Genomic DNA, 23,968 nt, shown 5'->3' on the forward strand with positions numbered 1-23,968 from the left:
TGGGCGGTTTACCACCGCCTGTTGTGCGGCTTTGGTGGTAACAAAATGTTAGGGAATGTGCGCCCGGGCTGGCCTTGTGCAGGCGCCCGGGTGAGAATGAATAACGATGAACAAATTCCTCTTGCGACGCCTGGGTGTGGCGGATGACCCCGGTGGCTTCAAACCTTCGTTGCACGATTGTCTGGAGGCCGTTCTCACCCAAAGCGACGCCTTGGTGGAAGACATGCTGGCCGGTCTGCAGGCCTCGCTGGCGCCTGCCCGCGGCAAATCGCAGGCCACCCAGCACAGCCCCGCAACGCGGGCCGCCATCCAGATCCTGACCACCCAACCCAGCGCATTGAAGCAACTGTTCGGCAAGGCGCTGCGTGCGGCGGTGTATGGGGGAGACACCCAGCGCGCCAGCGCAGCGGTGCAGGTGCGGTTTGACGATTTCCAATTCCTCGAAGAAGAGCAGATCGACGCCAACATCGAGATGGCCCTGACGCAGCAGGAAGTCCAGATGGCGGTGGACGATGTACTGCCCGCACTCAACGCCCTGGTCAGCAGCCTGATGGGTTTTGTGACGGTACAGGCGCACCTGAGTCCGCTCAAACCGGAGTCGTTTGTTTACGCCCTGCGCGAGAGTCTGTCGGAGCTGATCCCCGAAGACGCGGTTCGGGCTGCGCTGATGACGCCCGTGGCCGGCATGCTGGGTAACAGTCTGCGCCAGTTGTACAAGGAGGTGGGTGAGTGGCTGCGATCCCAGGGTGTGGAACCGGTGGCGCCCCATTCTTCTTCGGTGGGGGGCTTTGGTGCGCCCATCAAGGCGCCGGAAAACGCCGTGTCCCGCACCATGTTGACGCTGGACAAGTTGCGCCGCCTGTTGTCGGGCGAACTGGACCCCGGTCCGCTGGCCGCCGGGGCCAAGGATTTCATGCACACCGTGCCGGCCTCTTATGTGGCGCTGGAAGACATGAAACTGGTTGAGCCCATGATGAAGCGCCTGGCTGCCCGAGCCAACCAGGCGGTGAGCAACACCACGGGCGAAAAATTGGCAGGGCCAACAACCCTGGTGCGCGGTGATACTCCCGCCCAGCGCCAGCACGCCCAGAGCAAAAAATTGGGCCGTCAGCTTGGCGAGGAAGTGGTGCGCCTGATGCTGGAAAACCTGATGCAGGACCACCGCCTCTTGCCCCCGGTGCGCGCAGGCTTGCACGCGCTGGAGCCGGTCCTGATCAAGCTGTCCCAGACCGACGCCCGCTTTTTCAGCGAACGCCAGCACCCGGCGCGCCAGTTCCTGGACAAACTCACCAGCCGCAGCCTGGCGTTTTCTTCTCCCGAAGAACCTGGTTTCCCCCGTTTTCAGAAAACGCTGGAGAACGCCGTCAACGTGCTGGCTTGGGGCGAGAGCGACGCAGCGGCCTTTGCCCGCGTGCTGCGCAAGCTGGAAGAGGGATGGAGCAAGGACGAGCAGGAGCAGCGCATACGCGCCGAAGAAGCGGCGCGCGGCCTCATGCATGCCGAGCAGCGCAATCTCTTGGCCGAGCGCATGGCCCATGACTTTAACGAACGCCTGCAGAAAAAGAAGGTTCCGGAGATGGTGGCCAACTTCCTGCGCGGGCCTTGGGCCCAGGTGGTGGCGGAGTCCCAGTTGCTGCGCACCGATGGCGGTGCCGATGCCGATGGCTATCTGGCACTGGTGGAGGATTTGATCTGGAGCGTGCAACTCAAGCTGGCGCGGCGCAACCGCGCCCGCCTGGTGGCCATGGTGCCCGGCATGCTGGTCACCATGCGCCAGGGTCTGGGACTGATCTCCTACCCCGAGGAACGTATTGCGGTGTTGTTTGACGAACTGATCACCTTCCACGAACAGGCTTTCGAAGCGGGCAGGCCTGTACCTGCGGACGCCACGGTGGCGCCTGCCACCGAAGTTCCAGCAGAAGAGCAGACCGGGCTGTCCCGGGATGCCTTCTGGATCGCCCAGGACGAGGCGGCCGATTCGGGTTATCTGCGTGGCGACGAAGAGGCTGCGTTGGACTTCACCCAGATGCCAGAGCCCCCCGAGGTGGCCCAGCCGCAGGATTGGAGCACCGAAAGTTTGACGACCGGGTCCTGGGTGGACTTGGCCTTGGGCGGTGTCTGGGTGCGCGCGCAGCTCACCTGGGCCAGTCCGCACCGTACGCTTTTCATGTTTATTTCGGGCGCGGGCATGGCGCATTCCATGTCGCGGCGGACCATGAACCGCCTGCATGGGCTGGGTTTGATCCGGCTGGTGTCGGACGGGCGCGTCATGGACAACGCGCTGGACGCGGTGGCCCAGGCCGCGCTGCGCAATGATGTGGAGAAGGCCGGGGGAGTGTGACCGTGGCCCCTGGGGCCGCTTACGGCGTGTAGTTCCCGGTGTCCTGAGAGGGGCGTTTTTTCTCCGGCAAGGGCGCGGCAGTCGATAATGTCGGTTTTACGCCTCTGAAATCAATACTGCAATGGCCCAATACGTTTTTTCCATGAACCGCGTCGGCAAGATCGTGCCGCCCAAGCGCCACATTCTTAAAGATATTTCGCTGTCCTTCTTCCCTGGCGCCAAGATCGGTGTTTTGGGGACCAACGGCTCCGGCAAGTCCACGCTGTTGAAGATCATGGCCGGTATTGACAAGGAAATCGAAGGCGAGGCGATTCCCATGGCCGGCCTGAACATCGGCTACCTGCCCCAGGAACCCCAGTTGGACCCCACCCAGACCGTGCGCGAGAGCGTGGAAGCGGGCATGGGCAAGGTGTTTGCCGCCAAGGCGCGCCTCGAAGAGGTCTATACGGCTTATGGCGCCGAAGACGCCGACTTTGACGCACTGGCAGCCGAGCAGGCCGAGCTGGAAGCCATCATTGCTACCGCCGGGACCGACTCCGAGCACCAACTCGAAATTGCCGCCGACGCGCTGCGCCTGCCACCGTGGGACGCCAACATTGGCGTGTTGTCCGGTGGTGAAAAGCGCCGCGTCGCACTGTGCCGTCTGCTGCTGTCCAAACCCGACATGCTGCTGCTCGATGAACCCACCAATCACTTGGACGCCGAATCCGTGGACTGGCTGGAGCAGTTCCTGCAGCGCTACGCCGGTACCGTGGTGGCCATCACCCACGATCGCTACTTCCTGGACAACGCGGCCGAATGGATTCTGGAACTGGACCGTGGCTCCGGCATTCCCTACAAGGGCAACTACTCCGACTGGCTGACGCAAAAGGGCGCCCGTCTGGAAGCCGAACAAAAGGGCGAAGAAGCCCGCGCCAAGGCCTTGAAGAAGGAATTGGAATGGTCGCGCCAGAACCCCAAGGCCCGCCAGGCCAAGAGCAAGGCCCGTCTGGCCCGCTTTGAAGAACTGAGCGACTTCGAATACCAGAAGCGCAACGAAACCAACGAAATCTTCATCCCAGTGGCGGAACGCCTGGGTAGCCAGGTGATCGAGTTCAAGGGCGTGACCAAGTCCTTTGGCGACCGCGTGCTGATCGACAACCTGAGCTTCAATATCCCAGCCGGCGCCATCGTCGGCATCATCGGCCCCAACGGCGCCGGTAAGTCCACGCTGTTCAAGCTGATCGCGGGCAAAGAGAAACCCGATTCGGGCGAAGTCGTCATCGGCTCCACCGTGAAGATGGCCTTTGTCGACCAGCACCGCGATGATTTGTCCAACGACAAGACCGTGTGGGAAGACGTCTCAGGTGGACTCGACATCCTCAACGTCGGCAAGTTCCAGATGGCCAGCCGCGCCTATTGCGGCCGCTTCAACTTCAACGGCGCGGACCAGCAGAAGAAGGTCGGCATGTTGTCCGGTGGTGAGCGCGGGCGTTTGCATTTGGCCAAGACGCTGATCGCCGGCGGCAACGTGCTGATGCTCGATGAACCGTCGAACGATCTGGATGTGGAAACCTTGCGTGCGTTGGAAGACGCGCTGCTGGAATTCGCTGGCACCATGCTGGTGATCTCCCACGATCGCTGGTTCCTGGACCGTATCGCGACGCACATCCTGGCCGCCGAAGGCGACAGCCAGTGGACCTTCTTTGACGGCAACTACCAAGAGTACGAAGCCGACAAGAAGAAACGCCTGGGCGAAGAGGGTGCCAAGCCCAAACGTGTGCGTTACAAGGCGCTCAAGTAACTCCATTTACCTCCATCACTGACCATGCCATCAGCCTCCGCCCAGTACCAAGCGCTTTACCAAGCCACTGTGAGGGAGGCGGCCAGTGGTGGCAGTCTCTTGATGGGCAAGCTGGTGGAGGCCGCGCGCGCTGCTTTGCAGACGCGTGAGGCCGCATCGCGCGACTTGCGTGAGCGCGATGCGCTGACGATGTCGATCAAACACCTGCGCGCCTGGGAGTCGGAGTTGTGCAAACGTTATCCGCTGGCCTTGCTGGCAGCGTTTGACAACCCCGAAGTGGCGAAGAAAGCCGCCCCCAGTGCGGGAGGCGGCCTGCAGTTCGACCAGCTTGAACTGATGGACGAAGTGCAGGTGCTTACCAGCGTGGCGCTGGCACGCACGCAGCAGGTCACCATGCTCGCGGCCGAGGCCAGCCTGGCCGAACTCAACACCCTGATTTGCAGCACGCTCGGTCTGACCGCTGTGCGTCCCGAGAGCAATCCGCTGCGTCCTGACGTTTACATCAAGGCGCTCAAGGACGTGGTGGAGCAGACCCAGGTGTCCGCCGCTACGCAGCTCGACTGGCTGGGCGCCATGAGCGTGACGCTGGGGCAGGAGCTGCGCAAACTCTACGAACACCTCTCCGGAAAACTGCGCGTGGAAGGCGTGGTGGCGGCCGGCTACAAGGTGGTGCAGACGCCCAGTGCCAGCGGTGTGGGCCGCGGTGTGGCGCAGGGTGTCAATGAACCCGCTTTGGCGCAGCCGCCCCAGGTATCTAGCGGTGCGCCGGGCGCTCCTGCGCGTGTGGCACCGCCAACCGCCCAGTCTGTGCGTGAGCGCAGTACCGATGATGCGCTGCTGACGCTGGACAAGCTGCGCCGCTTGCTGGCCGGTGAGCTGGAGCCACAGCAGGCGCCTGCCAACCGGGTGCAGAGTTTTGCGGAGCAGTTCTCCCGCGACTTTGAAAGCGGGCCGCAGGCCGCCGAGCCGCACGCCACCGATTTCGACTCCACCGTGCCCGCTGCACTGGAAGCGTTGACCGAAATGAAACAGGTCGACCGCGTGGTGCAAAACCTGGAGGCACGCCGCGCGGCGCCCGCTGCACCGTCTGCAGACAATTCGGTGGCGGGCGTGCGGCAAAGCCTGCGGCGCGGTGCCCGGGGCATGGCCCAGGCGCTGAGCCTGGAAGTGGTCACGCTGATGGTGGACAACATTGCGCACGACCCGCGTCTGTTGCCACCGGTGCAGGAACTGGTGCGGAGCCTGGAGCCGGCGCTGTTACGCCTCTCGCTGGTGGATCCACGTTTTTTTACCGACAAACAGCACCCGGCCCGCGTGTTGTTGCAGGAAATCACGCACCGCAGCCTGGCCTATGTAACGGTGGAGGCGCCCGGCTTTGATGGTTTCCTGCGTCACCTCAAACTGACGCTGGAGCCACTGATCAGTGCCGACATCCAGGGCGCGGAATTGTTTGTCGAGGTCTTGGCCCAGTTGCAGATCGCCTGGATGCAGGCTGACGAGCGCAAGACTGAAGGCCGGCAAGAGGCCGTGCAGGTGCTCAAACACGCCGAGGCGCGCAACCTGCTGGCCGAAAAAATTGCCCGCGAGATCGATGCCCACCCCGATGCGTCGCGCGTGCCGGCCGTTGTGATTGACTTCTTGTGTGGCCCCTGGGCGCAGGTGGTAGCGCAGGCGCGAATTGCCGGCGGTGCGGGTTCCAGCGTGGCGGACAAATACCAGGCGCTGATCTCGGCGCTGTTGTGGAGCGCGCACCCGGATCTGGCGCGCAAGAACGTGTCCAAACTCACACGCCTGGTACCGTTGCTGCTGAACACGCTGCGCGACGGTCTGGACAGCATCCGTTACCCGGCCACCAAGACCAGCGCTTTTCTCGAAGCGCTGATGGGCTTGCATCAACTGGCTTTCCGTGGTGTTGCGCCCGCGCCAACCGACGCAGCACCCACCACCAGTGCCCGCGCGCGCTGGCTGGAAGGCGGCGACCCTTGGGTGGCTCCCGAGGAAGCCCAGGCTTCCAATTTCATCGAATTGCCGGATGTGCCGCAACAGCCTGCGGCTGCCAATGCAGCACCCGCTGCGGTTAATGTGGATGTACCCGTCGATGTTGCGCTGGGCGACCTGCCGCTGGGTTCGTGGGTGGAACTGCTCGTCAACGACCAGTGGGTACGCACCCAGCTCACCTGGGCCAGCCCACACGGCACCTTGTTCCTCTTCACCAGCGTGTTTGGCACCACCCAGTCCATGACACGGCGCTCGCGTGACAAGCTGGTGGAAGCTGGCAAGTTGCGCGTGATTTCCGGTCAGGTGGTTGAAGGTGCGTTGAACGCTGTGGCGCAGATTGCTATGCGTAATAGTGTGGATGGGTTGTAGGTTTTTCTTTTTCTTGGATGGATGTTTGATGTTTTGGCGTGTCGGGATGTGCGCCCGACAGCGCAGTAACTTTTCTTTGCTTCGCCAAAGAAAAGTCACCAAAAGAAAGGCGACCCTGCTGTCTGCGACCCCGGCTGCGCCGTGGCAACCTGCGGTGCTCGGGCTCAGTGGGGTCTGGCTCGAACTCGCCCTTTGGGCTCAAACAATCGCCAGCCCTAATCCACTGAACCCTGCGCTCCTCGGCGCACACAGAAGGGATGAGGGCGATTCACGTGCCATCGCTGCGCTCGGCCCAGTGAGATGAATACCCGTCCGCGCTACGCGCGGACGAAGTTCTGTCTTTGGTATCCGGTTGTTGGATTTGCGATAGCGCCGTAATGAGGAGGCGAGTAGCGCAGGTTTGGGCGGTTCAGGGCTGGCGATTGTTTGAGCGAAGCGAGTTCGAGCCAGACCCCGCCCAAACCGAGCAACGCAGCGTGCCCGCGTAGCGGGCCGACGAATCCGGCTCGCCTTTCTTTGCTTACTTTCTTTGGCGAAGCAAAGAAAGTAAGTGCGCTGTCGGGCGCACACCCCGACATGCCAAACAAACCAGTCATCCCGTCGGAGCAAACTGCCGTAGCCACAAGAGGCCCAGACGCTTCCCCCAGCGTTATTTCTTGAGAAGCCGCTGCCTCACCAGATCAATGTGGTTACGCAGCGCGTACAGCTCATCCGCATACGACAGCGGCACGATCACCTTCTCAACACGGGTTTCCATGTCGTTCAGCTCCTGTAACAAATCGGCGACCGGTACGTTGCCTGCTTCCAGCCGTTCTTCCAGGTCACGCAGTTGCCCGTACCAGCGGAACACGCGGGAGCGCACGCGAAAGGCGTACAGCGGCGGCGCAATCTTGCCCAGGGGCAGCAACACCGCCACGATGATGCCCAGTGCCAGCCACATGCGCTCCACCAGATTCGCCCAGGAAAACGGCAGGTAGCGCTGCAGCGTGGGCACGCCGTTGCGCAGCGTGCGCTCGGCCTCGGGTGCCAGCGGGAACTCACCGATGCTGGCCTTGGGGAACTCATGCGCCCGGTTGAACCAGCCTGCGTTGCTGTGTAGCGTCAACGTGGCCTGTGACACCAGTTGCAGCAGGGCCGGGTGCACGCCGTCGCGCGCCAGCATGGCGGTGGTGGTGGCGATCAGGCGCACGTCTTGCGCGGGCATGTTGCGCGCCAGGTCCACCACACCGCGTGGCAGCACCACTGGCGTCAGGAACGACAGGCGGCGTGCGTAGGCTTCGTTTTGTGGAAAGTCCATGAGCCGGATGCCCGGCGTCTGCAGCAACATCTGCACCATGGGGGATTCGGGGGCCGATGCAAAGACCACCGCGTCCAGCGTGCCACCGAGCAGGCCTACCGTGGCCGGTGTCTGGTCCAGCCGCGACAGCGTGATGGACTTGGGGTCCACATGGTTCATGTCCAGCAGCGTGCTCATCAGGTTGGGCACACCACTGCCGGCCGCCCCCACGTTGATGCGCAGGTTGCGCAGTTGCGCCAGGGAGGTCAGGCGGCCCGACTCGGTCACGCGCAGCGCGGCGGCCTCGCGGTAGAACAGCCAGATGGGCTCGACAAACAGGCTGCCCAGGGACTGCATCTCCTGCTCTTCTTCTGCGGCCTGACCGGCGCTGCCGCCCTGGACGAAACCGATGTCTGCCTTGCCCTCGCGCAGCAGTTGCAGGTTGGCCGAAGAGCCCTCGCTGGGCAGCAGGCGCACTTCAATGCCGTTGGCCTTCAGGGCCTGGGCGTAGCGCGCACCAAACTCGGCGTAAGCGCTTTGCGCCGGGCCGGTGGCCAGCGTGATGTGTTTGGGCGGCGTCGGGTTGAGCCACCAGTAGGCTAGCCACAGCAGGGCCACTGCGGCGATGACCAGCGGGCTGGCGGAGGTCAGCAGCTCGCGCAGGGACAACAGGAAGCGGCGTATCGAAGTTGACATATAAATTGGCCTCAAGCCCTTATGGATATTGAGCAAGCAGCTACTGAATTAATAGCATTATGGGGCCCGCCGGTTGACCAGCACAATGCCCACCGCCACCAGAGCCAGCGCCGCCAGGAGTGCAGGTGTGATGGCCTCACCCAGCCACAGCGCGCCAAACAGCAGCGCAAACAGCGGCGTGAGGAAGGCAAAGGCGCTGACTTTGGTGGCCGGGTAGTGGCCCAGCACCCACATCCACACCAGGTAGCTGGCGAAGGCGCCCACCCCAGCCTGCACCAAGAGCGAGAGGCTGGCAAAGGGGCTGAAGTGCCAGCTCCATTGTTCGCCCAGTGCGAGCGAGATCAAGGGCAGGGCCAGCGCACTCAGGGCCACCTGGTACATCAGCAGTTTTTCGGGCGAGATGCGTGCCAGGCGTGTGCCGCGTATCACCACGGTCGTCAGCCCCCACAACATGCCGGCCAGCAGGCCCAGCAAATCACCGAGCCATTGCATGGGTGTGCCACCGTTGGAAAAACCTTCGCGCAGCGTGAACACCACCGCCGCAAATGCAAACGCCAGACCCAGCCACTGGATGGGCGAGAGCCGTTCGGACCTCACGACAAAAGGCAGTACCAGTGCTACCCACAGCGGCGAGGTGTAGAGAAACACCGTGAGGCGTGACGCCGCCGAATACTGCAGGCCCACAAACAGGCACGCAAATTCCAGCGCGAACAACGTGCCGGCCACCAGGCCCGCGATCAACGAACCATCACGCTCCAGCAGGCGCACACCGCGCCAGCGGCACCACAGCCACAACAGCAGCGTGGCGCCGCCAAAACGGATGGCCGCCTGGAACACCGGCGGTACTTCGGCGATGGTGACTTTCACCAGTACCTGCTGGAAACCCCAGAAGAGAAAACACACCAGCAGCAGGGCGATGGCGATGGGGTCGAGGTGTTCTTTGCGTTGGTGCATGGGGAAACAGAGAGAGAGTGGGGCTGGCAGCAAGGTCTGCCCGCCGCCAGAGACGGTCAGAGCGGGTGTTCGGCGTAGAAGCGGCCACCGTGGAAGAGCAGGGGCGATGCCCCGGCCCGCGCGGCGCAGCGCTCCACTTCGCCGACGAAGATGACGTGGTCACCTTCTTCGTAGCGGCTGCGGTTGAAACATTCAAAGGTGGCTGCGGCGCCGTGCAGCAGCGGTGCACCGCCGGCCCCGGGTGTGAACTGCACGCCGGCAAAACGGTCATCGCCCCGCGCGGCGAACTGTTTGGCCAGGTCCTGCTGGTCGGCGCTGAGGATGTTGATGGCGTAGTGGGAGCCGGTGCTGAAAGCGGCCATGGAGCCGGCCGAGCGGGCCAGGCTCCACAACACCAGTGGGGGCGCAAGCGACACCGAGTTGAACGAGTTGGCGGTCAGGCCTATGGGTTGGCCTTCGGGCGAGAGCGCGGTGACGATGGTCACGCCGGTGGCAAACATCCCCAGGGCGGTACGGAACTCGGTCTGTGAAAAATTCGGTGGCACCGCCTGCGACGGTTTGAGGGGGGAATGCATGGCTGCAATTTACCTGAAATCCCGCGGTCGACCGTCGCCCAGGCGCAGCGCCAAACGCCCCGGACGCCCCAGACGGCCCCTCTACAATGCAGAGATGCATTTGAAATCCCTCGCAGCCATCCTGATTGCTACTGTTTCCATAGCTGCTCACGCAGCCCCACCAAGGGTTTGCGTCGATTATTCTTACAAAATCCCAAATGTGCGGCCGGCCTTGTGTGAGGCCGCCCAGTTGCAGGACATGCAGGCGCGTTCGGTGCAGGGCCGCACCGTCTGGGGGCGCGATATACGTCCTGCAGATGCCAAGCTGCGCATCCTGGTGGTGGGCGGCATCCATGGCGACGAGATGTCGTCCAGCTCGCTGGTGTTCCACTGGATTGCACTGGCCGGCGCGCCGGTGGCCGACATGCCACAACCCGTGCATTGGCGCTTCATTCCCACGCTCAACCCCGACGGCCTGTTTGCCCGCCCCTCGCGGCGCATGAATGCCAATGGGGTGGACCTGAACCGCAACTTCCCCACGCCCAACTGGGACCGCGATGCCAAGCTCTACTGGGAAGGCCGCACCAAGCGCGATCCGCGCCGCTGGCCTGGCTCGAAGCCCTTGTCCGAGCCCGAGTCGCGTTTCTTGCACGAGCAGATGGACAGCTTCAAACCCAACCTGATCGTCAGCGTGCACGCACCCTATGGCGTGCTGGACTTTGATGGCCCGTCGGTGCCGCCCAGCAAACTGGGGCGCCTGTACCTGGACCAGGTGGGTATCTTCCCGGGCTCGCTGGGTAACTACGGCGGCATCCACAAGGGAGTGCCAGTGGTGACGATTGAGCTGCCCAGCGCGACCCACACACCGCAGGACCCGGAGATCCGCCAGATGTGGATTGACCTGTTGCGCTGGACCAGCGATCGCCTGGGTCCCAGCATCAAGACTGCGGCAGTGCCCTTACCCAAGTAAGCCACTGGGCTGTTCCAGTGTGACAGGCCTTTGCAAAGGCCTGTGGTAAGTTGCCGCCATGAATATTCTTGACGTAGCGGTGGTGGGTGCAGGGGTAGGCGGTTTGTGCGCGGCCATCCGCCTGCGCGAGAGCGGTGTGCAGTCCCTGGTGGTGCTGGAGCGCAGCAGTGAAGTGGGCGGAACCTGGCGCGACAACGTGTACCCGGGCTGCGCCTGCGATGTGCCTTCGCACATGTACTCGTTCTCCTTTGAACCCAACACGCAGTGGACGCGCCCTTACCCGCAGCAGCAAGAGATTCAGAACTACATCTTGCGCGTGGTCGACAAATACGCGCTGCGCCCGTTGATCCGTTTCAACACCTCTATCGACGCCATGCGTTGGCTGCCTGACTTGGCGTGCTGGCAGGTCGATGTGGCAGGGCAGGAGCCAGTGCTGGCCCGCCATGTGGTGCTGGCCACCGGCCCGCTGAACAAACCGCTGATCCCCGACATTCCCGGCGTGCAGGACTTTGCGGGTGTTGCATTCCACTCCAACCAGTGGCGCGGCGATGTGGAACTGCGTGGCAAACGCATTGCCGTGGTCGGCACCGGTGCCAGCGCGGTGCAGATCGTGCCCGAGATCGCGCCCGATGCAGCGCATGTCGATGTGTTCCAGCGCACCGCCGCCTGGGTGTTGCCACGCTGGGACCAGCCCTATGGCGCGTTGCGCCGCTGGGCCTACCGCTGGGTGCCGGGCCTGCAGCGCCTGAGTCGCTGGCGTGTGTACTGGTTCAACGAGTTGGTGGGCATGGGCTTCATGGGCTCCAAACGCATGCAAGGCATGCTGATGAAACTCTCGGGGTACCACCTGAAGAGCCAGGTGGCAGACCCGGAGATGCGCAAGGCGCTCACCCCCAACTTCAACCCCGGCTGCAAGCGCCTGTTGATCTCCAACACCTGGTTCCCCACATTGCAGCGGCCGAACGTGCAACTGGTCACGCAAGCCGTAGCGCGCATTGCGCCCGAAGGTGTGGTGGGCGCGGATGGCGTGCTCTACCCCTGCGACGTGATCGTCTGGGGCACCGGCTTCAAGGCCACCGAGTTCGTGGCGCCCATGCAGATTCATGGCGAAGCACAAGGTGGCGTTGCGCCCGAGTTGGGCGCCCTGTGGCGTAGCCAGCCCGCACAAACCCGCCTGGGCATCACGGTGGCAGGCTTCCCCAACCTGTTCATGCTGGTAGGCCCCAACACGGGGCTGGGCCACAACTCCATCATCTTCATGATCGAGGCGCAGGTGAACTACATCGTGGGCGCGCTGCGCAGCCTGCGCCAGCAAGGCAAGACGGTTCTGCGCTTGCGCACCGATGTGCAGCGCGATGACTACGCGCTGATGCAGCAGAAGATGAAGGGCACCGTGTGGTCTTCGGGCTGCAAGAGCTGGTACCAGAATGCCGATGGGCATATCGATACCTTGTGGCCAGGGTACACGTGGGAGTACTGGTTGAAGACGCGGCGGTTTCAGGTTTCGGACTACCTTTAACGGCCTTGGCGTTGGCTACGCCCCACCGGGCTGGCCCAGCGCAGGGCCTCAGAGGCGCTTCGCTTGCCAAGTCGGCCCCACGCCGGGCCAGCCCGTTGGGGCTGCGGGGTGACTTTGGACTGCTAAGTGGCGGAAGAAGACGTTCAAAAATTCACCCGAATGGGGGATGTTCGGGCCATGCCAGGACAGTCACAATGCAATTTAATTTGGTTCCACGCCACAGCCTTCATGAAACAGAAAATAGCGATTGTCTTTATCGGTTTACTTTTGGGCGCGTGTGCAGATGTGCCACAGTCGTCAAATTCACGTCCTTGTGATGTAACGGTTTTTCAGGATGGGAACCAGGTTGTTGGTGTAACACCGCCTAATGGCGTCACAACGTTCACTCTTCAAAATAGGCCGTTTACGCTCAGAGTTGCAAAGCTCGAGTGCAAGCCAAGTATTGGCACCTTCAGCAGTTTTGAAAGAATGCGCTCGCTCGGTGCTCAAAACAGCAAACTATTCACAACCACAGGTTTTGAAATGGCTGAGGATCCCGCAAACCTGCGCGTTTTGCCTGCGCCCCGCGACGCTGAGCGCATTGCTGCTGCCGATTTCGGCAACATGTTTGGTGACGTAGGTACAAGACACTTTAACGATATTTGCAAACGAGATGGCAAGTGTCCGATTCCTGTCATGGCATTTAGAAGTTACTGGAATTTTTCGAAAAATAAAGAAGGCACTCCAAATACGGAAGCGACGCTTGATCCCACTGCACCACGTGGCTCTGCACTACCTCGTAAGCCAGTTTCACTCATGGTCTACACAGAAACTGAACGTTTTTTGCACCCTCAAGCGATAGGGAATTGGCCAGCAGAGATCGTCTTGGAAACACACCCTTTACTGCTTGTATTTAAGAATTGAGACCTGGAATCCACGGGCATCACAGCCATCGACGCCTATGAAGCTCGCGCTCTGCCTTTTGCTCATGCTTGCATCGACTGCCGCAACCGCGCAGCCCGAGGCCAAAGACTTCCCAAGAGCGGCGACCGACTTTCTTGGACAGGAACTTCCTCAGATGGAGGCAGCGATCAAGGTCTCTGATCGCGCATATTTCGTCTCAGCTACGACTCGCATGAAGAATTTTCTTGAGGGTTGGGGCCTTAGCGGGGACGCAGTCGCCCTAGAGCAATTCCCGATGTGCACTGAAGCAGTAACGGATTTTGTGATCGTTGGGTTCTGCAAAATATCGCCGCCCGGCGCCATCTGCGATCCTGAAACCTTCTTCCCAAAATTCGAACGCAATCTATTGAGGTGCCGCAGTGCAGCTGGCGTCTAGACGCCCACAGACTGATTGCGGTCTTTCACAGCACTCCAAAGCAGTTATTCAGCGGTATCTCCGAATAGGGCTGGGTGCGGGCGTAGTCGTTTGCCCAACCCTCGGCCCTTATTTGCCCCCATTTAGATCATCGCCGCATTCCATCGCCCCCATTGAAGACGCTCAATCCTTTGGCAATGCTTTCGCAGATATCCAAAACCACATCGTCTCTCATGGAAGGACCGAACAGAGCGTGCAATCTGGCAATCAGCAGGTGTTGGCCTTTGGGGCCACTTAGGTTGATGGACCAGCCAGCATTTCTTGCAAACGGGCTTGCATATACCCTTGTGAATTCACGCAGAGAGATGGTCTTTGATTTGCGAACTGGATTGAAGACGGAGTAAAAAAAGGTCGCTTCCCTCGAGTGGAATGAAATGACAACTTTCTCAACTCGGGATACCCACCATGCTGCAAGCAGTGCGACGATGATGAGTACAAACATCGCTTTAAGGGTGATGCTTGGGGGCGCAAGCGCGCTGCCCAAGAGCATCCAGACACCCATGAAAGGTATCCCCGGATGTCTAGGTATTTGAATCGAGATTTCGTTCCGTTCCTGTTGATGCATTTGAGCTCATGTTTTCAAACATGACCAAGAAACCTACAGCGGTCGTTGAGTGACCGCTTTCGCCGCAGTGCGGAATTTCGAATTCACTGCCAAAAAGTGAACATTGCCCAACGACTACTGCATAAGCGCCACAAAACCCGGGGTTGAATAGACTTTGGACAGGAATGACTCAATCCCCGTTTCCATCGCTTTCATGATTTCACCGCATCCCGTTACCGCCTTGAACGAAACAGGAAAGGTGTATTCATTTTTAACGGAAAAAGAAGCCTTGCCAGGGGCAGAAAATGTCGCAGACATTTTCCAAGCGCCGCCGCCAAAAGAGCTAAAGTCAAACTCATCCAGCGTCGCTTGTATCCGCGCGGAGTTTTCATTGGTCACACCAGATGCCACCAATTCCATATTGAGGGCCGCCTCCATCAGGGAAGAAAATGGGGTTTTATTGGGCCCATATACCGGAAAGCTGCCGCGGCACAACAACATATTCCTATTGTCTTTTGCAGCATCAAATGTGACCAACTGCATTTCGGGAATCTTTTCCTTGAGGCTTTTCAGGAATTCAATGTTCTTCTCTGAAGGCTTATAGCCAGTAGCCACATAAACGCGAAAGGCGGGAGTCACAATGGTTTGCCCGCCGGGCAAGATGAAAACTTCATTTTCTTGCGCCATGGCAGCGCACGAAACAAGCATTCCGCAAATAATGTAGACAAACTTCATGGGTTGATTCTTAGAGGTTGGAGTGATTGAAAACGATTACCTTGACTAACTTAGTCGACTCCACTGTCGGGCTCTCTACGGTAGATAAATTCAAGAGTTCGATGTGAAGCCGAGGCGATTCTGATTGCTTCCCCGTGGTTTGGCTATCCCCCGTTCAGGTGAATTTTTAGACCTAGTACTCGACTTACAGCTGGAGACAGTGCGCCCGTTTGAAAGCAGACATTGTCCGATGACTGGTTGTGGCCCTTAGCCGCAGTCGACCCAAAGCGGTCCTCCGCACTCCTGGAATACAAGCCCGAAAGCGGACATCCGATCTGCTACAAATGAGATGCGCCTGCCGAGGTCGCCTATGCGGCGGAAGCAGTCGTTCAAAGAATCACCCGAATGGGGGATATTCAAGCATCTGAATTGAGTTAAGAATTGGTACGACCATGCCTGTATGTCGACTTTTAAAGAATTGCGTCTATGACACCTGAGGTACAGAAGAAGGGCCTTGAGTTGCCCCACGTAACTGCTGCATTGGCGGGCGCGATAGGTCTTCTAAGTCTGATTCAACGGCAGGAAATTTCTGCTGGAGACTTCTGCGTGCGCTTTGAGCACATGTGGAATTTTGAATTTAATAATGAAGCCCTCTCGGATAAAGAGTACCAATCGTTGGACGCATTATTCGACGAAGTGGTTTGGTTTTCCCCACTGCCGCGAGCGCAATGGGAGTATCCAAAATACAGGGATGAAGCCGAAATTCGGGCGGCAGTTGCGGCAACAATTCGTTCGTTCGATTTACCAAACGCGTGACCGCTTTCAGTCTCTAGGCGTCTCAACTAGGCTTCAAATGAACAAGATTCCTTCAGACCAACTTCTCTTTGAAGTCGAGGACGTGCTGCGAACAATGCCTCCAGCCCAGAGTTTGGGGAACGACGACTTCGAGGTGCTTGCATGGTTGGGTCGCGCATCAGCAGCAGTTCATGCATGGGACCCGTTGAAAGCCGTTGCACTCTTTGACAGCCACGTAGGGCGCTTAAGTTCGGCTGGGGCGCGGGACTTCAACTCAGCAATGCGTGGCGTGCTTGTGATGTTGCATCAGGCTCGCAACGATCTTCGGATGAAGACCACCGGCCCACTTTCCGTGGGCGTAGTGAAGGGCAGCGTCTTTGAGTACTTCGACGAGATTCGCCGGGTCATCGAAGTCGCGCGAAGTGACCTACTCTTTGTCGATCCATTCCTAGATGCCGAGTTTACCTCTAGATATTTGCCATTCGTCGCCAGCGGAACATCAGTGAGACTGCTAGGCAGAGAGAAGATCCCCGGGTTGGTCGCGGCCGTCGGTCTCTTTGCAGCACAACACGGCCTGTCCATCACCGTACGCTCATCTGGCGGCCTGCATGATCGATACATACTGGTTGACGGCGTGGCCTGCTACCAGTCTGGAGCCTCATTCAAGGATGGCGCGAAGAAGGCCGGGACGACACTCACTCAGATAACTGACGCATTCGTTGGCGTCCGCGACACGTACGAAGCACTGTGGGCAGCAGGAACAGTCCATGTCTAGTGCGAGCGAGGCCCAACCCCTCGCTCAACCGGACCCGCTACGGCAGGCCACCTTGGCCCGGCCGCGGCAGCAGTAACATCGTCGCAGTCCAGGCCAAGGCGTCCCGCCTTCGCGGGCCGGTTAGCTCGGACGTTATGACTGTTTCGGAGCGCCGCAAAAGACCGCTATCAGTCTAAAGCAGCAGTTTTACGTATCAATTCACGTGCAGGCAATTGGCTGTAGATTTATAAGAAAAATCAGCCTGTAGCCCTCGTAAATAGAGCGCAACAAGCTATAAATTTAATAGCATTTGCAGTGCCCACGCCCTCAGTCCTAAGGGGCAGGCCGGGGCTGGGGGCCGACTTGGCAAGCGAAGCGCCTCTGAGGCCCTCGGCTCCGGTCTGCCTCTTGGGGAGGACCACTTAAAGGGATTCAGCCGACAGCAGAAGCCACCAACTGCCCCCGCGCCTTGTCCACCCACACCTGCAGGTTGTCCAAGAGACCCTGCTGGCTGAACGAACAACTCTCTTCGCTGAACAGCGCACTGGACTCCAGCCGGTCCAGCAGACCCAGTAGCACCTCGGCATAACGAGGCGCCAGTGCATCCAGCAGTACGTTCTGGGAACGCGCCAAATCGGATAACGCGTGTGGCGTCAAGGCGCCGCTGCGCAATTGTTCCAGCGCGGTTTGCACCGCGTCGAGTTGGGTCTGGGCAGTCGTTGGCATATGTGGTCAGTGCCCCAAAATCTTCGACAGGAAGTCCCGGCTGCGTTCGCTTTGCGGGTTGTTGAAGAAGTCGTGCGGGTTGTTCTGCTCGACGATCTGGCCTTGGTCCATGAAGATCACACGGTCGGCCACGGCCTTGGCGAAGCCCATTTCGTGGGTCACGCAGATCATGGTGATGCCGTGGCTGGCCATCTCGACCATCACGTCCAGCACTTCCTTGATCATCTCGGGGTCAAGCGCCGAGGTGGGCTCATCAAACAGCATGATCTTGGGCGTGAGACACAACGCGCGCGCGATGGCCACGCGTTGCTGCTGACCGCCGGAGAGTTGCAGCGGGTACTTGTGGGCTTGCTCGGCAATACGCACGCGCTTGAGCTGTTCCATGGCCTTTTCTTCGGCGTCTTTCTTGGGCATCTTGCCCACCCACATGGGCGACAGCGTCAGGTTTTCCAGCACCGTGAGGTGGGGGAACAGGTTGAACTGCTGGAACACCATGCCGACCTTTTTGCGCACGTCGTCGATGGCTTTGATGTCGTCGGTGAGTTCTACGCCGTCGACGATGAGGTTGCCTTGTTGGTGTTCTTCAAGGCGGTTGATGCAGCGGATTAGCGTGGACTTGCCCGAGCCGGACGGGCCGCAGATGACGATGCGTTCGCCTTTGGTGACGGTCAGGTCAATGTCGCGCAACACATGGAAGTTGTTGCCATACCATTTGTTGACTTTGTTAAAAGTGATGATGGGTTCAGAGGTTTCGGACATGGTGTTTCCTGGACGCAATATTTAACGCAATTTGGACTTGTTGACCTGCTTCTCGATCCACAGGCTGTAACGCGACATGGAGAAGCAGAACACGAAATAAATCATGGCAATGAACAAGTAGCCTTCGATCTTGAACGGGCGCCAATTGGCATCCGAGTTCAGGGCCAGGCTCATCGCACCGGTGAGTTCGTACAGGCTCACGATGGTCACCAGCGAGGTGTCCTTGAAGGTGGAGATGAAGTTGTTCATGATGCCGGGCACGACCATGGCCAGGGCCTGGGGCAGCACGATCTTGCGCTGGGTCTGCCAGTACGACAGGCCCAATGTGGCGGCGGCTTCGATCTGGCCCTTGGGGATGGCTTGCAGGCCACCGCGGATCACCTCGGCCATATAGGCCGCAGCAAACAGCGTGATACCGGCCAGCACCCGCACCAGCACGTCGATGCTGAAGCCCTGGGGCATGAGCAGCGGGAACATGAAGGACGCCATGAACAGCACCGAGATCAGCGGCACACCGCGGATCAGCTCCACATACACGGTGCAGACGCTGCGAATGGCGGGCAGACTGGAGCGGCGCCCCAGCGCAATCACCAGCGCAATCGGGAAGGCCATGGCCATGGAGAGCGAAGCCAGCAGCAGGGTCAGCGGCAGGCCGCCCCAGCGGTCAGTTTCCACGCGGGACAGGCCCAGCACGCCACCGTACATCACGGTGAAGAAGAAGCCGAGCACGCCGATCCAGAGGATGGCCAGCCAGGGCTTCCAAAAGGCACGCATGCAACTGGCGACCAGCAGGCTCAGCAGCAGCAGGGTGGATATCAGCGGGCGCCATTGTTCTTCAAACGGGTAACGCCCGAAGATGATGATGCGGTACTTCTCACCGACCACACCCCAGCAGGCACCGGCAGCGGTGTGGCAGGCTTCGTAATCGGTGGTCCAGACGGCGTTGATAAACGCCCAGTGGAAGAAGCGGGGCAGCACGGCCAGCAGGATCGCAGCGATGACCAGCGTGCCAATGGTGGTGGGCAGGTTGCCAAACAGGTTGCTGCGGATCCAGGCCACCAAACCGGTGCTTTTGACCGGGGCGGGGCGGGCTGCGATAGGTTGAAAGGTTGTAGCGCTCATGGCAGTCCTAACGTTCCTTGATGGCCGAACGGGTGTTGTACCAGTTCATCAGGATGGAAGTGAAAAGCGAAGTGCTCAGGTAGATCACCATGATGATGGCGATACATTCCACCGCGCGGCCGGTCTGGTTGAGCGCCGTGTTGGCGATCGACACCACATCGGGGTAACCAATCGCCACCGCGAGCGAAGAGTTCTTGGTCAGGTTGAGGTACTGGTTGGTCACGGGCGGGATGATCACGCGCAGTGCCTGCGGCAGCATCACCAGGCGCATGGTGTGGCCGCGTGAGAGGCCCAGCGCAGCAGCAGCCTCTGACTGGCCCAGTGCGACGGACTGGATACCACCACGCACCACTTCAGACACAAAGGCGGCGGTGTAGACGGTCAGGCCCAACAGCACCGACAGGAATTCGGGGGTCAGCGCGCCGCCGTTTTCAATGGCGAACTCACCCAGCACCGGGCGGTTCAGCGCGGTGGGCGCACCACCGAGCAACCAGCCCAATACACCAAAGGCCAGGACCAGCGCGATGGGCGCCAGCAGCATGCTTTTGGCCACGCCGGTTTTCTCGAACGAGATGCGGGCAAAGTGGCGGTACGCAAAAGCAGCGACCACGCCCACCAGCAGACCCCAGGCGCCCCACACGTGGCCACTGGCCCATACGGGAACGGGGAAACTCAGGCCCCCTTTGCTGAGAAACAGCGGTCCCAGTGCCCAGGGTTCGGATGCGGCGGGCAGCAACTCGGTAAACATCAGGTACCACATCAGCAGTTGCAGCAGGACGGGGATGTTGCGGAAAAATTCGACGTAGACGGTGCAGAAGCCGCGCACCAGGGCGTTGCGCGAGAAGCGGCCGACGCCGATCAGGGTGCCCAGGATGGTGGTCAGGATGATGCCCAGCACGGCCACACGCAGGGTGTTGGTCAGGCCGACCAGAAAGGCGCGCCAGTAGGGTTCGCCGGAATCAAAGGCAAACAGGCTTTCACCGATGTCAAAGCCTGCAGAGCCGGTCAGGAAGTCGAAGCCGCTCTGGATGCCGCGCAGCTTCATGTTGGTGATGGTGTTGTTCGCCAGGTACCACACGGCCAGCGCGATCAGCGCGATGGTGATCACTTGGTAAATCAGGCCGCGGAATGCCTGGCTGCGCCAGGACCACGATTTTTTGGGGGCGGTGGGCGGTGTGGACATGGTTTCCCTTGTGGGGCTAAGAGTCGCAAGAGGAGCAAGAGAAAAGGGGCAGGGCAACTGGTTGCGCCTGCCCCTTCGGTCAATCAAGGAGCCAGGCCCCTTGCACGAGGATCAGCGTACGGGGTAGGCGTACTGAATGCCACCCTTGTTCCACAGGTTGTTCAGACCACGGGGTAGTTGCAGTGCCGACTTGGGGCCCACATTGCGTTCGAAGATTTCGCCGTAGTTGCCGGTGGCCTTGACAGCACGTGCCAGCCATTCCTTGTCCAGACCCAGCAGCTTGCCGGTGTCTTCGGTGGAGCCCAGCAGGCGGCCAACGACGGGGTCTTTGCTGGAGGATTTCAGCTCGTCCACGTTGGCAGAGGTCACACCGTATTCTTCGGCTTCCAGCAGACCGTAGACAGTCCATTTGACGATGGCGAACCACTCGTCATCACCGCGGCGCACCAGTGGGCCCAGGGGCTCTTTGGAGATCAGCTCGGGCAGGATGAGGTGGTCAGCCGGGTTCTTGGCAACCTTGTTACGGGTGGATGCGAGGCCGGATGCGTCAGTGGTGTAGGCAATGCAACGACCGGCGAAGTACGCGCCTTCAGCAGCTTCGAGCTTTTCAAACACGATGGGTTTGATGCCCAGGCCGGAGGCCTTGGAGTAGTCGGTCAGGTTCTTTTCAGTGGTGGTGCCGGATTGCACACACACGGTCTGGCCCTTGAGCTGCTTGGCGCTCTTGATCTTGCTCTTGACGGGGACCATGAAGCCCTGACCGTCGTAGTAGGTCACGGCGGTCTGGTTCAGGCCCAGGGATGCGTCACGGGTCAGGGTGAACGTGGTGTTGCGCGACAGGATGTCGACTTCACCAGATTGCAGTGCGGTGAAACGGGCTTGTGCGTTCAGGGGAACGTATTTCACCTTCTCAGCATCGCCCAGGGTGGCAGCAGCCACGGCGCGGCACACGTCCACGTCCAGGCCGGTCCATTTGCCACTGGAGTCGGCTGCGCTGAAACCGGCCAGACCGGTATTCACGCCACAAACCACCTGACCACGTGCCTTGATGCCGTCCAAGGTTTTGCCGGCGTGGGCTGTGGCGCTCCAGAGGGCACCCAAGGCCACCATGACGGCGGCCGCTGTTTTGAGTTGAGGGTATTTCATTGTCTGGTACTCCAAGTGGGTTGGGTTGAACGATGGGGACAAAATCGACGAGGCTCAGTGCTGAAGAATCTTGCTGAGAAAGTCCTTGGTGCGGGGTTGGCGGTTTTCAGGGTGGCTGAAGAATTCGTCCTTGCCGCAATCTTCCAGAATATGCCCGCCCACGTCAATGAAGATAACCCGGTTGGCCACTTTGCGGGCGAAGCCCATTTCGTGGGTGACCACCATCATGGTCATGCCTTCCTTGGCCAGGCCAACCATCACGTCCAGCACTTCGCCCACCATCTCGGGGTCCAGTGCCGACGTGGGTTCGTCGAACAGCATGACGATGGGATCCATGGACAGTGCGCGGGCAATCGCCACACGCTGCTGCTGCCCACCGGACAACTGACCGGGGAATTTGTCCTTGTGTGCGGTCAGACCGACGCGGTCCAGCATCTTCAGGCCGCGCACCTTGGCCTCGTCGGCGCTGCGGCCCAGTACCTTGATCTGCGCAATGGTCAGGTTTTCGGTCACGCTGAGGTGCGGGAACAGCTCGAAGTGCTGGAACACCATGCCCACGCGACTGCGCAGCTTGGGCAGGTCGGTGCTGGGCGCGTTGACGCGGGTGCCGTCCACGGTGATCTCGCCCTGCTGGATGGGTTCCAGGGCGTTGACAGTCTTGATGAGGGTGGATTTGCCGGAACCCGACGGCCCGCACACCACCACCACATCTCCCTTTTTGATACTTACCGAGCAGTCGGTGAGCACCTGCACCGGGCCATACCACTTGGACACGTTCTTCATTTCAATCATGTGGATTCTCCAGATCAATTCAATTCAATTTATGCAATACCGTTGCCGCTGGGCCGCCCCAAGGCGACGACGACCCCCTCCGGGGGCAGCGCAGCACACGCAGTGGCAAGCGTGGGGGTCATATCTTCAGCGAATGATGGCGATCTTCTTGTGCAACTGCTTGACCGCAAAAGACAGGCTGTAGCAGATCACGAAATACACCACGGCGGCCAGCAGGTAGGACTCAATCGGGCGGCCGTAGTTTTTGCCCGCTGCATCGAAGCCCTTGAGCAGGTCATAGGCACCAATGGCGTACACCAGCGATGTGTCCTGGAACAGGATGATGGTTTGCGTCAGCAGCACCGGCAGCATGTTGCGGAAAGCCTGCGGCAGGATGACGAAGCGCATGTTCTGGCCATAGGTCATGCCCACCGCCTGACCTGCATACACCTGGCCGCGTGAAATGGACTGAATGCCCGCGCGCATGATCTCGCTGAAGTAGGCCGCCTCGAAGGCCACAAAAGTGATGACAGCCGATATTTCCGAGCGGTAGTTTTCACCCAGTTTCCAGGGGATAGCGGAGTAGAACGAGCCGGGCACCAGCAGGTAGAACCACAAAATCACCATGACCAGCGGAATGCTGCGCATGCTGTTGACATAGATGGTGGCGGGATAGTCCAGCCACTTCACGCCGCTAAGCCGCATCATCGCCAGCAGGGTCCCAAAAATCACCCCGCCCAAGGTGGCAACGATGGTCAGCAGTACGCTGAAATAGAGGCCCTTGAGGATGAAGGTGCTGACGATTTCCCAGTTGTAAAAGGAGAGGTCGAGATTCATGTCAATGACCTCCGCCGCCACTGGCTTTGACAATGGTGCCTGGTATGCGGGTTTTCTTCTCGATGTAGGCCATGATGCGATTGATGGCAAAGGCCGAGACCATGTAGCAGGCCGTCACGGCCAGGTAGACCTCAACACCGCGCGATGTTTCTTCCTGGGCCTGCATGGCGAACATGGTCAGCTCGGAAATGGACACTGCGAACGCCACGGAGGAGTTCTTGAAGATGTTCATTGACTCACTGGTCAGGGGCGGAATGATGATGCGGTAGGCCATGGGCAGGAGCACATAGCGGTAGTACTGGGCTGTGGTGAAGCCCATGGCCATGCCGGCATAGCGCTGGCCTTTGGGCAGGGTCTGGATGCCGGCGCGCACCTGCTCGGCAATGCGGGCCGAGGTAAAAAAACCCAGCGCGAATATCACCAGATAAAAGCCATGTACATCTTTCATCGGCGGGATCAACGCAGGGATCACGTGGTACCACAGGAATATCTGGACCAGCAGCGGTATGTTGCGAAACAGTTCCACCCAGGCATTGCCAAAACGCACCAGCCACGGGCTGTCAGGCAGGGTACGCAGAATACCGACGATGGAGCCTATGCTCAAGGCCACCAACAGCGACAGTAGTGATACGGAGACGGTCCAACCCCAGGCGGACATCATCCACTCCCAGTAGGTCGCTTGTTTGCCCCCTGGGTCTTGTAAAAAGATTTCCCATTGCCAATTCATTCAGGCAGCTCCTCAACGTTTGATGGTGTCGTGTTTGACGCGCAGCACCGGTGCAGTGCTACGCATCCGGCCC

Annotated in this window: 22 protein-coding genes; 9 read left to right on the plus strand and 13 right to left on the minus strand. The window is 60.1% G+C overall.

Annotated elements, in window-relative coordinates:
* Positions 1 to 106: 106 nt before the first annotated feature.
* From RS694_RS05845 to RS694_RS05855, 3 genes are all read left to right on the plus strand, one after another.
* Entirely contained in the window at positions 107 to 2,341 is a 2,235-nt protein-coding gene (locus RS694_RS05845; protein ID WP_037246443.1) for a DUF1631 family protein, read from the plus strand.
* A gap of 121 nt (positions 2,342 to 2,462) precedes the next feature.
* Positions 2,463 to 4,124 (plus strand): energy-dependent translational throttle protein EttA, encoded by a 1,662-nt coding sequence (ettA, locus tag RS694_RS05850; protein WP_029706020.1) that lies wholly within the window; start codon positions 2,463 to 2,465, stop codon positions 4,122 to 4,124.
* A gap of 24 nt (positions 4,125 to 4,148) precedes the next feature.
* Positions 4,149 to 6,491 (plus strand): DUF1631 family protein, encoded by a 2,343-nt coding sequence (locus tag RS694_RS05855; protein ID WP_029706019.1) that lies wholly within the window; start codon positions 4,149 to 4,151, stop codon positions 6,489 to 6,491.
* Positions 6,492 to 7,140: 649 nt separating this feature from the next.
* Here RS694_RS05855 and RS694_RS05860 read toward each other — a convergent pair.
* From RS694_RS05860 to RS694_RS05870, 3 genes are read right to left on the minus strand one after another with little or no spacing between them, the layout of a single operon-like run.
* Positions 7,141 to 8,463: a TAXI family TRAP transporter solute-binding subunit gene (locus tag RS694_RS05860; RefSeq protein WP_029706018.1), complete on the minus strand. Its 1,323-nt coding sequence runs from the start codon at positions 8,461 to 8,463 to the stop codon at positions 7,141 to 7,143.
* Between the two features lie 57 nt (positions 8,464 to 8,520).
* Positions 8,521 to 9,417 carry a DMT family transporter gene (locus tag RS694_RS05865; protein ID WP_029706017.1) on the minus strand — a complete coding sequence of 299 codons (897 nt, stop codon included), beginning with the start codon at positions 9,415 to 9,417 and terminating at the stop codon, positions 8,521 to 8,523.
* A gap of 56 nt (positions 9,418 to 9,473) precedes the next feature.
* Positions 9,474 to 9,992, minus strand: a complete 519-nt coding sequence (locus RS694_RS05870; protein WP_029706016.1) for a flavin reductase family protein — start codon at positions 9,990 to 9,992, stop codon at positions 9,474 to 9,476.
* Positions 9,993 to 10,191: 199 nt separating this feature from the next.
* Between RS694_RS05870 and RS694_RS05875 the strand changes: the two genes are divergently transcribed.
* From RS694_RS05875 to RS694_RS05885, 4 genes are all read left to right on the plus strand, one after another.
* Positions 10,192 to 10,941, plus strand: coding sequence for a M14 family murein peptide amidase A (locus RS694_RS05875; protein ID WP_241463847.1), 750 nt, complete (start codon positions 10,192 to 10,194; stop codon positions 10,939 to 10,941).
* A gap of 58 nt (positions 10,942 to 10,999) precedes the next feature.
* Complete coding sequence (locus RS694_RS05880) at positions 11,000 to 12,460, plus strand: flavin-containing monooxygenase (RefSeq protein WP_029706014.1); 1,461 nt, start codon at positions 11,000 to 11,002, stop codon at positions 12,458 to 12,460.
* A gap of 126 nt (positions 12,461 to 12,586) precedes the next feature.
* Positions 12,587 to 13,363, plus strand: coding sequence for a hypothetical protein (locus RS694_RS20435; protein WP_152528753.1), 777 nt, complete (start codon positions 12,587 to 12,589; stop codon positions 13,361 to 13,363).
* A 37-nt stretch (positions 13,364 to 13,400) separates the two neighbouring features.
* On the plus strand, positions 13,401 to 13,778 hold the full coding sequence (locus RS694_RS05885; protein WP_051391679.1) for a KH domain-containing protein: 378 nt from the start codon (positions 13,401 to 13,403) through the stop codon (positions 13,776 to 13,778).
* A 127-nt stretch (positions 13,779 to 13,905) separates the two neighbouring features.
* Here the strand turns inward: RS694_RS05885 and RS694_RS05890 are convergent, their stop codons facing one another.
* Both RS694_RS05890 and RS694_RS05895 read right to left on the minus strand, forming a co-directional pair.
* Entirely contained in the window at positions 13,906 to 14,382 is a 477-nt protein-coding gene (locus RS694_RS05890; RefSeq protein ID WP_029706012.1) for a hypothetical protein, read from the minus strand.
* 114 nt (positions 14,383 to 14,496) lie between these two features.
* Positions 14,497 to 15,096 (minus strand): hypothetical protein, encoded by a 600-nt coding sequence (locus RS694_RS05895; protein ID WP_037246439.1) that lies wholly within the window; start codon positions 15,094 to 15,096, stop codon positions 14,497 to 14,499.
* 465 nt (positions 15,097 to 15,561) lie between these two features.
* Between RS694_RS05895 and RS694_RS05900 the strand changes: the two genes are divergently transcribed.
* Both RS694_RS05900 and RS694_RS05905 read left to right on the plus strand, forming a co-directional pair.
* The gene (locus tag RS694_RS05900) at positions 15,562 to 15,891 is read left to right on the plus strand and encodes a hypothetical protein (protein ID WP_029706010.1); all 330 of its coding nucleotides are present in this window, start codon (positions 15,562 to 15,564) and stop codon (positions 15,889 to 15,891) included.
* A gap of 37 nt (positions 15,892 to 15,928) precedes the next feature.
* Positions 15,929 to 16,645 (plus strand): hypothetical protein, encoded by a 717-nt coding sequence (locus RS694_RS05905; protein ID WP_029706008.1) that lies wholly within the window; start codon positions 15,929 to 15,931, stop codon positions 16,643 to 16,645.
* Between the two features lie 411 nt (positions 16,646 to 17,056).
* On the opposite strand, the gene RS694_RS05910 is transcribed toward RS694_RS05905, so the two are convergent.
* The 8 genes from RS694_RS05910 to RS694_RS05945 all read right to left on the minus strand — a co-directional run bounded on the left by RS694_RS05910 (position 17,057) and on the right by RS694_RS05945 (position 23,895).
* A complete protein-coding gene (locus RS694_RS05910) occupies positions 17,057 to 17,350 on the minus strand; it encodes a hypothetical protein (RefSeq protein WP_029706007.1) in 294 nt (97 codons plus the stop codon).
* A 6-nt stretch (positions 17,351 to 17,356) separates the two neighbouring features.
* Entirely contained in the window at positions 17,357 to 18,109 is a 753-nt protein-coding gene (locus RS694_RS05915) for an amino acid ABC transporter ATP-binding protein (RefSeq protein ID WP_029706006.1), read from the minus strand.
* Positions 18,110 to 18,130: 21 nt separating this feature from the next.
* Positions 18,131 to 19,231, minus strand: coding sequence for an amino acid ABC transporter permease (locus tag RS694_RS05920; RefSeq protein WP_029706005.1), 1,101 nt, complete (start codon positions 19,229 to 19,231; stop codon positions 18,131 to 18,133).
* A gap of 7 nt (positions 19,232 to 19,238) precedes the next feature.
* Positions 19,239 to 20,414: an amino acid ABC transporter permease gene (locus tag RS694_RS05925; RefSeq protein WP_029706003.1), complete on the minus strand. Its 1,176-nt coding sequence runs from the start codon at positions 20,412 to 20,414 to the stop codon at positions 19,239 to 19,241.
* Between the two features lie 111 nt (positions 20,415 to 20,525).
* Positions 20,526 to 21,524 (minus strand): amino acid ABC transporter substrate-binding protein, encoded by a 999-nt coding sequence (locus tag RS694_RS05930; RefSeq protein WP_420805919.1) that lies wholly within the window; start codon positions 21,522 to 21,524, stop codon positions 20,526 to 20,528.
* Between the two features lie 90 nt (positions 21,525 to 21,614).
* Positions 21,615 to 22,352, minus strand: a complete 738-nt coding sequence (locus RS694_RS05935; RefSeq protein ID WP_029706001.1) for an amino acid ABC transporter ATP-binding protein — start codon at positions 22,350 to 22,352, stop codon at positions 21,615 to 21,617.
* A gap of 126 nt (positions 22,353 to 22,478) precedes the next feature.
* The gene (locus tag RS694_RS05940) at positions 22,479 to 23,168 is read right to left on the minus strand and encodes an amino acid ABC transporter permease (protein WP_029706000.1); all 690 of its coding nucleotides are present in this window, start codon (positions 23,166 to 23,168) and stop codon (positions 22,479 to 22,481) included.
* Position 23,169: 1 nt separating this feature from the next.
* The gene (locus RS694_RS05945) at positions 23,170 to 23,895 is read right to left on the minus strand and encodes an amino acid ABC transporter permease (protein ID WP_029705999.1); all 726 of its coding nucleotides are present in this window, start codon (positions 23,893 to 23,895) and stop codon (positions 23,170 to 23,172) included.
* Positions 23,896 to 23,968 lie beyond the last annotated feature (73 nt).

Origin of the sequence: Rhodoferax saidenbachensis (assembly GCF_001955715.1) — a bacterium.
Classification (GTDB): Bacteria; Pseudomonadota; Gammaproteobacteria; order Burkholderiales; family Burkholderiaceae_C; genus Allorhodoferax; species Allorhodoferax saidenbachensis.